The sequence below is a fragment of the Frankia sp. CeTa3Moorea genome (assembly GCF_978021225.1).
Genome location: NZ_CDXDOR010000062.1, coordinates 15583 through 28458, shown reverse-complemented (window position 1 = coordinate 28458; position 12876 = coordinate 15583). Strand labels below are relative to the sequence as shown.

Annotated in this window: 18 protein-coding genes and 1 pseudogene; all 19 read right to left on the bottom strand. The window is 70.3% G+C overall.

Going from position 1 to position 12876, the window contains the following annotated elements; genetic code table 11:
• Window positions 1-122: 122 nt before the first annotated feature.
• Window positions 123-572, bottom strand: coding sequence for a single-stranded DNA-binding protein (locus AC08OV_RS13030; protein WP_476612784.1), 450 nt, complete (start codon window positions 570-572; stop codon window positions 123-125).
• A gap of 39 nt (window positions 573-611) precedes the next feature.
• On the bottom strand, window positions 612-1001 hold the full coding sequence (locus AC08OV_RS13025; protein ID WP_476612785.1) for a hypothetical protein: 390 nt from the start codon (window positions 999-1001) through the stop codon (window positions 612-614).
• Window positions 1002-1168: 167 nt separating this feature from the next.
• Window positions 1169-1426, bottom strand: a complete 258-nt coding sequence (locus tag AC08OV_RS13020; protein ID WP_476619722.1) for a hypothetical protein — start codon at window positions 1424-1426, stop codon at window positions 1169-1171.
• 29 nt (window positions 1427-1455) lie between these two features.
• Window positions 1456-2010, bottom strand: a pseudogene (locus AC08OV_RS13015) (adenine nucleotide alpha hydrolase family protein); the annotation flags it as partial.
• Window positions 2007-2159 carry a hypothetical protein gene (locus tag AC08OV_RS13010; RefSeq protein WP_476612786.1) on the bottom strand — a complete coding sequence of 51 codons (153 nt, stop codon included), beginning with the start codon at window positions 2157-2159 and terminating at the stop codon, window positions 2007-2009. The gene AC08OV_RS13010 and the pseudogene AC08OV_RS13015, both read right to left, overlap by 4 nt.
• A complete protein-coding gene (locus AC08OV_RS13005) occupies window positions 2156-2611 on the bottom strand; it encodes a hypothetical protein (protein WP_476612787.1) in 456 nt (151 codons plus the stop codon). Before AC08OV_RS13005 ends, AC08OV_RS13010 begins: the two co-directional genes overlap by 4 nt.
• Before the next feature lie 223 nt (window positions 2612-2834).
• Window positions 2835-3308 carry a hypothetical protein gene (locus tag AC08OV_RS13000; RefSeq protein WP_476619720.1) on the bottom strand — a complete coding sequence of 158 codons (474 nt, stop codon included), beginning with the start codon at window positions 3306-3308 and terminating at the stop codon, window positions 2835-2837.
• Window positions 3305-4480 (bottom strand): hypothetical protein, encoded by a 1176-nt coding sequence (locus AC08OV_RS12995; protein ID WP_476612789.1) that lies wholly within the window; start codon window positions 4478-4480, stop codon window positions 3305-3307. The genes AC08OV_RS13000 and AC08OV_RS12995 overlap by 4 nt, the downstream gene beginning before the upstream one ends.
• Window positions 4477-4656: a hypothetical protein gene (locus AC08OV_RS12990; RefSeq protein WP_476612790.1), complete on the bottom strand. Its 180-nt coding sequence runs from the start codon at window positions 4654-4656 to the stop codon at window positions 4477-4479. The genes AC08OV_RS12995 and AC08OV_RS12990 overlap by 4 nt, the downstream gene beginning before the upstream one ends.
• Entirely contained in the window at window positions 4656-5003 is a 348-nt protein-coding gene (locus AC08OV_RS12985) for a hypothetical protein (RefSeq protein ID WP_476612791.1), read from the bottom strand. The genes AC08OV_RS12990 and AC08OV_RS12985 overlap by 1 nt, the downstream gene beginning before the upstream one ends.
• Window positions 5000-5443: a hypothetical protein gene (locus tag AC08OV_RS12980; RefSeq protein WP_476612792.1), complete on the bottom strand. Its 444-nt coding sequence runs from the start codon at window positions 5441-5443 to the stop codon at window positions 5000-5002. The genes AC08OV_RS12985 and AC08OV_RS12980 overlap by 4 nt, the downstream gene beginning before the upstream one ends.
• Window positions 5440-6435 carry a hypothetical protein gene (locus AC08OV_RS12975; protein WP_476612793.1) on the bottom strand — a complete coding sequence of 332 codons (996 nt, stop codon included), beginning with the start codon at window positions 6433-6435 and terminating at the stop codon, window positions 5440-5442. Before AC08OV_RS12975 ends, AC08OV_RS12980 begins: the two co-directional genes overlap by 4 nt.
• A complete protein-coding gene (locus AC08OV_RS12970) occupies window positions 6432-6605 on the bottom strand; it encodes a hypothetical protein (protein WP_476612794.1) in 174 nt (57 codons plus the stop codon). Before AC08OV_RS12970 ends, AC08OV_RS12975 begins: the two co-directional genes overlap by 4 nt.
• A complete protein-coding gene (locus AC08OV_RS12965; RefSeq protein ID WP_476612795.1) occupies window positions 6605-7003 on the bottom strand; it encodes a hypothetical protein in 399 nt (132 codons plus the stop codon). The genes AC08OV_RS12970 and AC08OV_RS12965 overlap by 1 nt, the downstream gene beginning before the upstream one ends.
• 625 nt (window positions 7004-7628) lie before the next feature.
• Complete coding sequence (gene der / locus AC08OV_RS12960) at window positions 7629-9113, bottom strand: ribosome biogenesis GTPase Der (protein WP_476612796.1); 1485 nt, start codon at window positions 9111-9113, stop codon at window positions 7629-7631.
• Between the two features lie 134 nt (window positions 9114-9247).
• Complete coding sequence (locus AC08OV_RS12955) at window positions 9248-10075, bottom strand: lysophospholipid acyltransferase family protein (protein WP_476599230.1); 828 nt, start codon at window positions 10073-10075, stop codon at window positions 9248-9250.
• Entirely contained in the window at window positions 10072-10878 is an 807-nt protein-coding gene (gene cmk, locus AC08OV_RS12950; RefSeq protein WP_476612797.1) for a (d)CMP kinase, read from the bottom strand. The genes AC08OV_RS12955 and cmk overlap by 4 nt, the downstream gene beginning before the upstream one ends.
• A 95-nt stretch (window positions 10879-10973) precedes the next feature.
• Window positions 10974-12086, bottom strand: coding sequence for a prephenate dehydrogenase (locus tag AC08OV_RS12945; protein ID WP_462186277.1), 1113 nt, complete (start codon window positions 12084-12086; stop codon window positions 10974-10976).
• A gap of 24 nt (window positions 12087-12110) precedes the next feature.
• On the bottom strand, window positions 12111-12869 hold the full coding sequence (locus AC08OV_RS12940) for a pseudouridine synthase (RefSeq protein ID WP_476612798.1): 759 nt from the start codon (window positions 12867-12869) through the stop codon (window positions 12111-12113).
• Window positions 12870-12876 lie beyond the last annotated feature (7 nt).

Sequence of the window (12876 nt, the reverse complement as noted above, 5' to 3'; positions counted from 1 at the left end):
GGGCGAGGGCGGTGGGGCATTGGTGGATCGCGACCGCGGCCATGGTGAGGACGGCGGCGGGCCGGCCCCGTCGGGTTTGGCTGGACGCATCGGGGGCCGACCGCAGCCACGAACCGGGCGGGTCAGAACGGCGGTTCGGCCGGTGCCGGGCCGGCGGGGGTCGACCACGTGTCGTCGGCAGGCGGGCCGGTCGGGGCGGCGGTGCCGCGGGTGGCGCGGACGACCTTCGCCGTGGCGAACTTCAAGCTGGGGCCGATTTCCTCGACGTCGACCTCGACGACGGTGCGCTTCTCCCCCTCGCGGGTCTCGTACGAGCGCTGCTTGAGCCGGCCGGTGACGATGACCCGAGCGCCCTTGGACAGGGACTCGGCGACGTGTTCGGCGGGCTGCCGCCAGATGGAACAGCGCAGGAACAGCGCCTCGCCGTCGCGCCACTCGTTCGTCTGCCGGTCCAGCACGCGGGGGGTGGAGGCGACGGTGAAGCTGGCGACCGCGGCACCGTTCGGGGTGAACCGAACCTCGGGGTCGGTCGCCAGGTTTCCGATGATGGTGATGATCGTGTCTCCGGCCATGGATGATCTCTTTTGTTGTATGGCGGATGGATGAGCTGGTCAGGCCGCCTCATCGGCGTAGACGCCGACTTCGCGCAGCTCGACTCCCGGCTGGAGGTCCTCCTCGTCCCGCAGGTAGACGTCGGTGTTGAGCACCCGCAGCGCGGAGGCTGCGCGGGCGGCGTCGGCGATCTCGCGGCAGGGCTCCTGCCCCTCGGTGGCCTCGACGATCCCGACGAGGTCTTCGAGGGTGAAGACCCGCTCCATGCCGCGGGAACGGTCCTCCAGTTCGGCGACGCGCGTGCGGCACTCGTCGCCGAGCCCGAACACCTGCCTCATGGTCGGATGGTCATCGCCCAGGTATTGCCCGGTTGCCCACATCCGGGCATGGGCGGTCTTACAGGCGACATCCGCCTTCCAGAACTCGCCTTCCTGGGTCTCCTGGGTCATCTCGTCTCCTTCTGTCGTGTACTGCTTTCTCGTGGCCCCCGTTCGCATGGGGTGCGCTTGCCCGCCAGCTCGGCTCGCTGGCGCATGAGGATCAACCCGAGGCGGTAGATGCCGGGGTGTGCGCCCCCCGCCTCCGGCGACATTGCCGGGCTCGATGGTGGTCACCGTCATGTCGCGTGCTCCTTTCTGAGGCCCGGATGCGACCGGGCTTGGGTGACGATCTCGGCCATGGACAGGTCGCGGCGGAAGGTGTGGCCGATGCGCGCCTCGACCTCCGCGTACTCGCGGGCCAGTTCGGGGTTGAGCTGCGCCGAACGAACAAGCGCCGAACGGGAGGCGAGGACGCAGAAACGGCAGGACAGCCGAGGCATCCCCGCGGCGTACGCGGGGTGGGCCGGGTGCCGGCCGCCGCGATCCGCCGCCACACCTGGGCCGTCGTCCAGCCGTGGATCGGCAGCCACTCGTCGACATGCCGGCGGCCATTCGACGCACGGGAGTCGTGCCGGTACGGGCTCCTACTCGCACGCGCCGGGGACTCCTCGGCGCGGAACCCGAAGACGTTCAGGATGCGCACCGGGCGTCCGAAGTGCTGGCACTCGCGAACCAGCGCGGTCATGAGCCGGTAGGCCGGTGCCCGCTTGTGGTCGGAGGTGCAGTAACGGCGGGCGGCATCCGGCCACCGGCGCCTTCCCTCGATCTGCTCCAGGAGATCCTGCGGTCGCCGCTCGCCCGTAGATGCGTCGACGATCTCGCGGCGGACAATCCGGATCGGCAGTCCGTAGTGGGCGGCGTGCTCAGCCGCGAGCTCCCGCGTCCCGGGCCACTCCATGCGGCCAAGGTCAGCGTGAACCACGATCACCCTGTCCGTGGCCCCGGCCTCGCGGGCGGCCTGGGCGACTACGTCCAGCGTGGCCTGCGAGTCCTTGCCCGCGCTGGAGTTCGCCAGGATGAGGTCGTAGTCGCCGAGGTCGGGGTCGGCGCCAGGCGCGATCCCCTCTTTGAGCGTCATTTCGCCCACCGCCGCAACTCGGCCGGGATGCGGCCGCCGCGGTCCGGCTCGTAGACGTACCGCCCCGCCCCACCACGGCCAAGCCGCTCCATGTGCTCGGGTGTCAGGAAGTTCGACACTCCGGCCTCGGTGTATCCGGGCGCGTTCACGAGCTCACCCCCGGCACCCACACCCAGTAACTCGGGATCCTCGGCTCGGACCGCCCGGTCATTCGGGCTCGCTCGGCCCGCCTACGAATGATCTCCCCCAGGCTTACGCGCTCGCCGGCCAGTAGCTCCTTCGGTCGCACGAAGCGCACGCGCGGGGCCTTCGCCACGGCCACCTGGACGCACTTTGCGTACCCGCAGATCGGCCTGGAGCCGAGCGCATAGGCCACGCCGTCCAGTAGTCCGACAAAACAGATCGGGCACTCGCTCGGGTAGAGGTATACCCGCATCCCACAGGCGCGACAGGTCGTGAGCCGGTGGTCTCCGCCCGGGCCGCCGTTGCCGCAGTAGCGGCACCCGCCGGCCATGCGGCGCTGGATGCGCCAGGCGTCGCCCCACCGGCCGAGGCGGTCGGCTTCGCTTGGGGCGGTCTCGGTACGCGCGGGGGCGCTCATGAGGATCTACCCCGAGGCGATCTACCCATGATCCATTCGATGACGAGGTCCACACCGGTACTGGGAATCGGTGTCCCGTAGTCATCGTCAATAGGCCCAGCGCCCATGGTGTCCCGTGCGCGGTGGGTATAACAGGTGCCGCCGCCGACCTGTTCGCCCGCCGGGCAACCCGGGCACGGATCGCGGTCCGGAGCCGAGGCAGGGTCGGGCCAGATAATTCCGCTCACCGGGTCACCCGCCGGTCCCGCTCGGCCGGCAGGAACGCCATCGCGGCCTGGTCGGTGCCGCCGTAGGTGAAGGTGAGCGTCCATGCGGCCTCGACGGCTTCGTTCGGAAAGGTGCGGGTGACCCGGTCGCGGGTCTGCCCGGTCCGGACATCCAGGGCCAGTACGACGTAGGGGTGCAGGCGGCCCAGATACTGCTCCTCCCCCGTCTCCCCATGGCCCGAGCGGTCCAGGATCGCGACGCAGGTCGGACACCCCTCGGGGGCATGCCGCAGGACAACCGCACCTGCGACCCGGCAGCCCTCCACCTCGCGTGGTACGTCCCGGATCGGCCCGGTGACAGCCGTCACCGGGCCGCCTCCTGGATCCACCAGGCCCAGCCGTCCGCGTGGACGGTTCCTTTGGACGTCGTCGGCCCGGACCGTGACAACCGGCTCGGACGGGCCACCGAGTACGACCGGGAGGCCAGTCATGCCGCACCGTCCGTCGCCACCGGCTTCTCGCCGACCCCCAAGGATTCGAGCGCGCGCTCGCGAAAGCGGTCCGCGTCGAAGGTCTTGCCGATGACTCGCGCGTGCAAGGCATGCAGATCCGCGACGTTCTCGATGTGGCGCCGGCAGACCTCGCCAACGACGGCGGCTGGGAGGGCGACTGGTTCGCCCTGGGTGACGGGGAAGTCCGTCTGCCGGGGATTTATCGCCCAGGCCAGACCGCCGATCTCTCCACTGGACAGCTTTGACGGCCGCGCGGGGAGCCGGGGAAGGCGTCGGACGACGCGGGCGAGCGCGGTGGCGCGGCTGCGCCAGGTGTTGATCTCTTCCTCGGGGTCCTTGCGGGCCTCCCGCTCGGCCATCGCCGCGCGCTCGGCGCCGCGCTCCCGGGACCGCTCGGCGAGCAGTTCGGGTGAGACGGCATCCATGAGCCCCGACCCTCGGCCGCTGCCCCACTCGTACCCGAGGCCGATCGCGATGGCGATCCACTGGTCGCGGGACTGATCGGCATCGATTCGGCGCTGGTGCGCCTCGCCCTCGCGGTACTGGGCGCGATACAGCGCCTCCTCCAGTTCTCGGCAGCGTGCCGCGAGGGCGATGTTCTCGGGCCAGCCGGCGCGCATCTCGGCCTCCGCGACCAGCTCGGGGCGCGACGAGCGCCACGAGTCGGGGACGAGGTCGGTGGCGATACCCCGGCGGAGTAGCTCGCTGAGGACACGGTCGAGGGCGTCCTGCACCTCCCGCACCCTGCGGTCCGCGGCCAGGCCGGCGTTGATCGCGCGGGACCCGGCCTGCTGCTTGACACGTTTGGCCCGGTCGAGCGCCTCGGCGAGCAGGTCACGCCCGATGCGGGCGTGTAGATCCAGGACGAGTTCCATCCCACGCAGATGGGTCACGAGGTCCGCTGGATTGTTCGGGTAGTGCCGATGGGCGTATCCCGACAGGTTGTTCACGTCGGCGATGCGGGACCAGGTGCCGAACACCAGCCTGGTCGCCTTGGAGCTCTCGGGGCCGAACTCCAACCCCGTGGGGTACAGCTCGCGCCAGACGGCGTGGACGTCCAGGCGGCCCGCCTTGGTCCGGTACCGGCCGGCATCTAGTCCATCGGCGACGCGGCGTACCGCGTCCAGGGCGGCATGTACCGCTGCGGTCATGAGGGATCTCCTGGGGGTGTGAACCGGGTGCAGCCGATGGCGTTTGGTTCGACGTAGACGAGTCCGTAGGTGTGGGGGTCGGTCGCCCAGTAGCCTGGCTCGTCGAACCAGACCCTCTTGTGGTCGGAGACGGTCGCGCCGCAGGTGTCGCAGGGAGCGGCGCAGTGGTCGGTCATCAGACGTCTTGCCAGTTGAAACGGACGCGAAGTTCAGCGAGTCGCCGCTCGTTGGCTTCATCATCAAAAGGCGGAACCGCGACGTAGGAGAAATCCTCTCGCGGCCTCCAGTAGTAGGGACCGTCACGGTCTACAAAGGACCTCCACCCGCGTATGGATCCATTGCGGAGAATGGTCGACTCGCGTTCGACGAGGATCTGGTCGCCACGAACGCCGTAGACGCTGTACCGCTCGGTCTCGCCGTTGAGACAGTCCCTGTCGGCTCCGCCGATGCAGACGTACGCCTTGTAGCCCCGCCATGGATCGCGCTCCCGATGCTCCAGGAATCGCGGCTCAATGTCCGTCATGAGACCCCTCGGATCGGATCTGCTTCTTCTGTGCCCACCAATTCCGCCAATCGCCTTTGGCTTCGCAGTCCCACATCCGCGTCCCACATCCGCCGTTCGTCCTCGAACATCAGATTTTCATCGAGGCCGGCGCCGAACCCGGCCCGCTCCTCGCGCTTTCGCTCGTCGAACTCCCTGATGCACCAGGGGCAGAGTCGTTCTCCTTCGTAGGAAGTGAGTCCGTCGAACCGGATGCCGTTGTGGGCGTGCGGAATGCCGTAGCGTCCGCACCCGGTGCAGCACGCGAGCGGGATCTCGCCCTGCACGTACTCGGGGCAGTCGCATTGCCCGCCCATACAGGCGCCCGCGAATCGGATTGAGTCGTCGACCTCGATTGGTTCGTGGTCGAACGGCGAGCAGGCACATTTCCCGCAAGGGGCCGCGCCATCGACGGTGCTCATGCCGCCGCCTTCGCGCGGGCCCGGCTGATCTGGTCTTGGACCCGCTTGGCCAGGTCGGGCATGTCGATCGCCTCATAGCGCACGAGGTCGATCTCTTGCCGGAACAGGGGGAAGGTCCGGATGGCGTACAGGGGCAGGTTTGCCCAGTCCGCCATCGTGGCGAGTACCTTTGCTGCGGCACGGGCCTTGGCCATCAAGCGGATGCTGTAGCCCGTCAGGCTCCAGCCGCTCGCCTCGACGTTGAGGCTCCAGTCACGCCCCTTGCGGGCGATGACCAGCCCGTTCACGCCCCGCACGGACTCGACCCGCTCGGGGGCCATCCCTTCGGGACCGCTACGCCACTGCGCGAACCGCTTGTCGACGGCGTCAACGCTTCCGACAAGAATCGCCCGGTCGGTCTCGGCGTATGAGACCTCGGGGCGGTCGTCCTTGATCCGGATGTCGATAGTGGTGGACCATTGCGCGACCTCGCGCAGGGCGTGCGTGGCCCAGTACGCCTCGATGTTGGTCACGTGGCCGGGGGTCAGCGTCGAAGTCGGGTAGCGGATCTGGAACGTCCGCCAGGTCCCGTCGTCGTCACGGTCGATCTGGAGCCCGTCATCCGGCAGCGGCGGACGGTGCAGATCGAGCCGCAACGGCACGACGTCGAGGGCTGCGAGCTCCTCGTGGCCAAGGAAGCCTGTGATCCCGGCCTCGCGGTCAAGCCCCCGGCGCCACCGTTCGGTCGCGTCAGGATCTGGCGGCGTCAGATCCTGACGTTCGTCGACGGCCTTCTCGGCGATCCGGACGGCCTCGTCGCGATCTTGTTCGCTCGCCAGAACCTCTTGCCGCGTCACGTACTGCGGCATGCGGGCGAATGGGTCGGGGCGGTAGATGACTTCGTAGCCGGCTACGCCCATGCCGGATGCCAATCGAACGCGGTCGAGAAACAGGGCGTGACCGGCGTGCGTCCAGCGCCGAACGGTCATGCGGGTGTCCAGGTTGAGCGTCACTCGTCAGCCTCCTCGGCGTCGTGGTCGCACCCCGGGCAGGAATCGGTGAGCCGATAGCCGTGCGGGCAGCTTGTGGCGTACGCAAGCTTGTGGTATCGGCCATCGTGCGGGATGTAGAGGTCGGGATCGGCGGCGACGACCGCCGGGGTGAGGGTCAGGCGTACGGTCATCACGTATCGACCTTCCGGCGCGCGGGGCGCAGTGCCTCGCGCGCCTCCTCCAGTGACCCCCAAGGGGCCGGCTGATCCGGGTGGCCCGGGTAGGTGTGAGCGCGGGCGATCTCGACGACCTTCTCCGGGTCGAGATGGGAGGCGTCGACGATCGCCTGGAGCCCGGTTGCCCACCGCACTCCGAGGGTGGGCTGGTCGTCGCCTCGGGTGATGTCGCTGTACCGCCGGATCTCCCGGCCGTCGCGGGTCGCGGACTCAATGCGGATGAGCGTCGCATCGGTCCACGACGACCCCGGGCCGGACGCGGCCATCGATGTTTTGCGAGTGACCATCACGGCGAGCTGGCCCTTGCGGGCCGTCGCGCCTTCCGGGCCGATCGGGAAGGTGCCGCGGCCCATCACGCCCGCCCGTCAATCGCGCTGTCGCCACCCCACACCAGGTACTGGCACGGGGTCTGGTCCAACTGACCGTCAGTCGTCATGGCGCCTCCTCGCTATCGACTCACAGCGCCCTATCGACACTTTACGACAGTCTAACGCTAGATATCGACAGATCTGGAAGCCCAGAACGGAAGTGTGTCGCCAGGGATCGATAGATCAACCGAGAGGTGCGCCCGCGGTCGACGCCCGGAGCCGCCGGCCAGCGGGACACGCGCAGCGCCGTCCCGCACCGCCCTCTTTCATGGGGGAGCCATGGGGGGACTGCTCAAACAACGACTGTTGATCACGGATGGCGATCACTGCTGATCAATGTCGTTGACGGCCGAAAGCCGCTGTATCGTAAGGGGAACCGGAGCCGCTGACCCTGCTAACGAAGGCGTCCGTTAATGATCAACCACCACTCTGGGGGTCTGGGGGTCGCAGGTTCAAATCCTGTCGTCCCGACAGAGGTGGTAAAACCCGTTGGTCAGGCTTGTGAGCCTGCTCAACGGGTTTTTTCGTCGTAAGCCGCCGTCACGCCGTCCCGGCCGTCCGGCCGGTCCGGAAAACCCGCCCGGCTGGCGGCCGGAACCCGGTCCAACCGTCAGCCGCCGCCCCTGCGGTCGCCGCGTTCACGCACCCGCACCGAGATCGAGATGGGCGAACCGGCGAAGCCGAAGTCCTCCCGGAGCCGGCGTTCCAGGAACCGGCGGTAGGACGACTCCAGAAAACCCGTCGTGAACACCACGAACCGCGGCGGGCGCACTCCGGCCTGGGTCGCGAACAGAACCTTCGGAACCCGCCCTCCACGCGCTGGCGGCGGGGTCGCGGCGACGACCTCACCCAGCCAGGTGTTCAGCCGGCCGGTCGGGATCCGGGTACCCCAGGATTCCAGCGCGGTGCGCAGCGCGGGGGCGAGCCGGTCGGTCGCACGCCCGGTACGGGCCGAGACGTTCACCCGCGGCGCCCACGCGACCCGGCCGAGGTCGCGGACGATCTCCCGTTCCAGGGTGAGCCGGCGGTCGGTGTCCACCAAGTCCCACTTGTTGAAGGCGAGGACGAGGGCCCGTCCCGCGTCGACGACCATCGAGATGACCCGCTGGTCCTGCTCGGTCACCGGCTCGTCCGCGGCGAGCAGGACGATGGCGACCTCGGCGGCTTCCAGGGCCGAGGCGGTGCGCAGCGACGAGTAGTACTCGGCGCCGGAGGCCTCCCGGACGCGACGGCGCAGCCCGGCGGTGTCGATGAACATCCACTCCTCGCCGCCGACCGTCACCAGCTCGTCGACCGGGTCCCGGGTGGTGCCGGCGACGTCGTGCACCAACGACCGCCGGCTGCCGGCGATCTTGTTCAGCAGACTCGACTTGCCGACGTTGGGCCGGCCGATCAGCGCGACCCGCCGGGGGCCGTCGGACTCGGTGAGGATCTCGCGCGGCGCCTCGGGCAACGCGGCGAGCACGGCGTCGAGCAGGTCTCCGCTGCCCCGGCCGTGCAGGGCCGAGACCGGGTGCGGCTCGCCGAGCCCGAGGCTCCACAGCGCCGCCGCATCAGCCTCGAATCGTACGTCGTCGACCTTGTTCGCCACCAGGATCACTGGCAGCCCGCAGCGGCGCAGCACCCGGGCGACCGCCTCGTCGGCGTCGGTGGCGCCGGTGACGACGTCCACGATGAACAGCACCGCATCGGCGGTGTCGAGCGCCGCGCGGGCCTGCTCGGAGACCTGGGCGGCCAGCCCCGTCGCGTCGGGTTCCCAGCCGCCGGTGTCGACGAGGGTGAACCGCCGCCCGCTCCAGACCGCGTCGTAGGCGATGCGATCACGGGTCACCCCGGGGACGTCCTCGACGACCGCGGCGCGCCGGCCGAGGACGCGGTTGACCAACGTCGACTTGCCCACGTTGGGTCGCCCCACGACGGCCACCACCGGTTGACCGGCCCCGGGGCTCGCGAACTCGCCGTCGAGCTCGCCGACGAACCCGTCGGGGCCACCGACGTCATCGCCGAGGCCACCGACGTCATCGCCGAAGCCACCGTCGGCGAACCGGTCGAACCCGGCCGCGCCGAGGTCCGTTGATAGGTCTTGTCCGCTCATCACTGTCACTGCCAACTGTCATCGTGGGACGGGATCGCCTGTGATTCCCGGGCTCGGCGCCGGGCACTCGAACGTGGTCGGATCGCCGGGGGCTCTCACCCGCCCGTCCGGAGCGAGCAGCGATCTTGCTCAGGTTACCCGGAGCCGGCCCGGTCAGCCCCGCCGGTCCCGCCGGCCTCACCGCAGGCCTTTCCGGCCCGGACGGTCGCCAGATGGTCGAGCAGGCGCACCCGGATGTCCTCCGCGACGGCGGCCAGCGCCTTGCGCGAACGTGGGTTCGCCGGCACCTCCACCGCGAACGGCGCACCGAAGACCACCCGGATCGGCACCGACCGGCGCGGCCAGCGCGCCCCCCGGGGCAGGGCGGCACCGGTGTTGATGCAGGCCACCGGTAGGACGCGGCAGCGGCCGTGCACCGCGAGGTAGGCGATGCCGTGCTGGACCGCCGCCATCTCCCCGCTGCCCCGGGTGCCCTCGGGGAACAACCCGATCGCCCCGCCGCGGGAGAGCTCGTCCAGTGCGGTGTGCAGGGCCTCCCGGTCGGCCCGATCACGATCGATCGGAATCTGACCGCTGAACAGCAGCGCCCGGCCGAGCACCCCCCGGTACATCTCGATCTTGCTCAGGCAGCGCACGGTCCGCGGGGACTCGATCACCACCAACGGGCCATCCAGCCAACTGCTGTGGTTCCCAGCGAAGATCAACGGTTCGTCGAAGGGGACGTTCTCGAGCCCCTCCAGGCTGATCTGCATGACCACCCGGTTGAGGAACCAGCGGACCCCGGGCTTGAGGACGCGGTGCGGGAGGTCGTTGTAGACCGGTGACGCGGCACCCCGGTGGACCGGTCCACGCGCGACCCGGGCGGCCCGCCCGGCCGCCTCCGCGGCACGTTCGCCGGCACCGTCGCCCGGCCGAGCGGCCTCAGCGCGGGGAGCCTCAGCGCGGGGGTTCGACGTGGTCATCTCATCCGGTTCGGCAGCTGCTCGCAACGCCGAAGCACCTCGTCGACGACTTCGGGCACCGCCCGGGCCGTCGAGTCCAGAACCATCGCGTCGGGCGGGATAGCCAGCGGGTCCGCCGCCCGGTTGCTGTCGAGCGCGTCGCGCCGGTCGAGTTCGGCGAGGGTCCGGGCGACGTCGTCAACGCCCTTCTCCCCGAGCTGGCGGGAGCGACGCAGCGCACGGACCTCGGTCGAGGCGGTGAGGAAGACCTTGATCTGGGCGCCCGGCGCCACGACCGAGCCGATGTCGCGACCCTCCACGACGATGCCGCCGGCCGGCAACGCGGCGGCGATCACCTGACGCTGTTGAGTGACGAGCAACGCCCGCACCGCCGGCACCGCCGCGATCGCACTGACCGCGTTGGTCACCGCGCGGGTGCGGATCTGGGCGTCCACCCCGACACCGTCGATGGCGATCGAGGGTTCGTCCGGGTCCGTACCGACCGAGATCACCGCCCGCTCGGCCAGCTCCGCGACCGCCGCCGGGTCCTCGATGTCGATCCGCCGTTCCAGCGCGAGCTGGGTGACTGCGCGGTACATCGCCCCGGTGTCGAGGTACCGCAGGCCGAGACGGCGGGCGATCTCGCGGGCCACGGTGCTCTTCCCCGACCCTCCGGGACCGTCGACCGCCACGATCAGACCCTCGGCCCCGCCTTCGTGGACCGCGGGACCATCTCCCTCGGACCCGAGCGGCGCAGACGTTCCCTCCCGGCTGTCGGTGACCATGCTTCCTGCCGACAGCGCAGACCCGTGGTCGGGCTTCACCCGATTCCTCCGTCCCGGTCACATAATAAAGTTGTCGGATCGCGCCCCCGCGGATGCCGACATGTGCAACCCGGATCAGGCTACTCGGTACGGCATCAGGATCGCCGGTATGCCGTCCAGCCGTTGAGCGTCAACCGGTCGACGAGCTCGTCCGCGGCCGTCGGGTCCACCGCGAGCTCGACGATGCCGGCGGGTGCGTCGAGGCTGTGCTCGAAGGGCCCGACATCCTCGATGTTGATCTGCCACTGGCTGATGAAGCCGACGAGCGCGGCGAGCTGGCCAGGCCGGTCATCGAGCACGACCCCCACCCAGCCCCAGGACTGCGCCGGGGCGCCGGGCTTGCGCGGAAGCAGCGCACGGCCGGCCTGGCCGCACCGCATGAGCCGGGAGACCGCGGCGGTGACCTCGTCACCGGAACCGGTGTCGAGGACGCCGGCGAGCGCGGTGAGCTGGGCGCCGAGGGAACGCACCCGCTCGGCGATCGGGCCGCGGTTACCCTCGATGATCCCCGACCACAGCTCGGCGTCGCTGTCGGCGAGCCGGGTGGTGTCGCGGAACCCCTGCCCGACGAAGGGCACGTCCCGTTCCGGCAGCCCGACGAGCACCCCCGCGAGCGCGCTCGCGACGATCTGGGGCACGTGGGAGACCGACGCCATCGCCGCGTCGTGACGCTGCGGGGTGGTCCGCACCGGCGTAGCCCCGCAGGCGAACGCCAGCGCCACCGTGGCGTGCACCGCGGCCGACCCGGTGTGCGGGACGGGACAGACCGCCCAGACCCGCTCGGCGAACAGGTCCGCCCGGGCGGAGACGGCCCCGTGCCGTTCCCGGCCGGCGATGGGGTGGGCTGGGCACCACGTCGTGAGGTCGCAGCCGAGCTGGACTCCCTCGACCAACGGTCGGACCTTGACGCTGCCGGCGTCGCTGATCGTGTCCGCGAGGCCGGAGCGGGCCAGGGCGCGTACCTGGGCCGCGACACTCGGCAGCGGGGTGGCGACGACCGCATGATCGACCCGCTCCCCCGCCCACGGCCGCCCGGCACCCATCTTCTCGGCAAGCGCAACCTGTGCCTCGTCCACGTCGCGGAGCAGGACCTCGATGCCCCTTGCCGACAGCGCGAGACCGATACTGGTCCCGATCAGGCCCGTGCCGACGACCCCGACCCGGCGCAGGCGCGGAAGGCATGCGACATCCCATCCCGACCCGACCATGGCCTTGAGCCTAAAGCCTCGAGCCTAGAGACCGACGCCGTGATACAGGGTGCCGATCTCGTGACGGGTGAGGTGACGGGCCCGCCCGGCGCGCAGGGTTCCCAGCGACACCGCCCCGAACCGGGTGCGCACCAGCCGATGCACCGGGTGGCCGACGGCGTCCATCATCCGGCGGACGACGTGCTTGCGCCCTTCGTGCACAACGACCTCGACCATCACCCGTCCGTTCGCGTTGTCGACGACGCGCGCCGAGTCCGCGCGCACCGGGCCGTCGTCGAGTTCGACCTCCGCGCGCAGCTGGCGCAGGACGTCGCGGCGCAGCGGACCGGACACCTCGACGAGGTAGGTCTTGGGGACGGCGAACGAGGGATGGGTGAGCCGGTGCGCGAGCTCCCCGTCGTTGGTGACGAGCAGCAGCCCCTCGCTGTCGGCGTCGAGCCGGCCAACGTGGAACAGCCCGCCGCCGAACTCCATGAGCAGATCCGCGATCGTCGGCCGGCCCCGGTCGTCCGACATCGCCGAGAGCACCCCGCGCGGCTTGTTCAACGCCAAGTGGACCAGGCCCGCCCTGGTGACGATCCGCTCACCGTCGACCTCGATGAGGGCGGTTTCGGGATCGACCCGGCGGCCCTGCTCGCGCACCACGGTGCCATCCACCCGGACCCGACCGGCAGCGATCAACTCCTCGCTGTGCCGGCGGGAGCCCACCCCGGCGGCGGCCAGCACCTTCTGCAGCCGGATGCCCTGGTCCTGGGGCTCGTCCGGGCGGTCACCGGTACTCATGACGGGA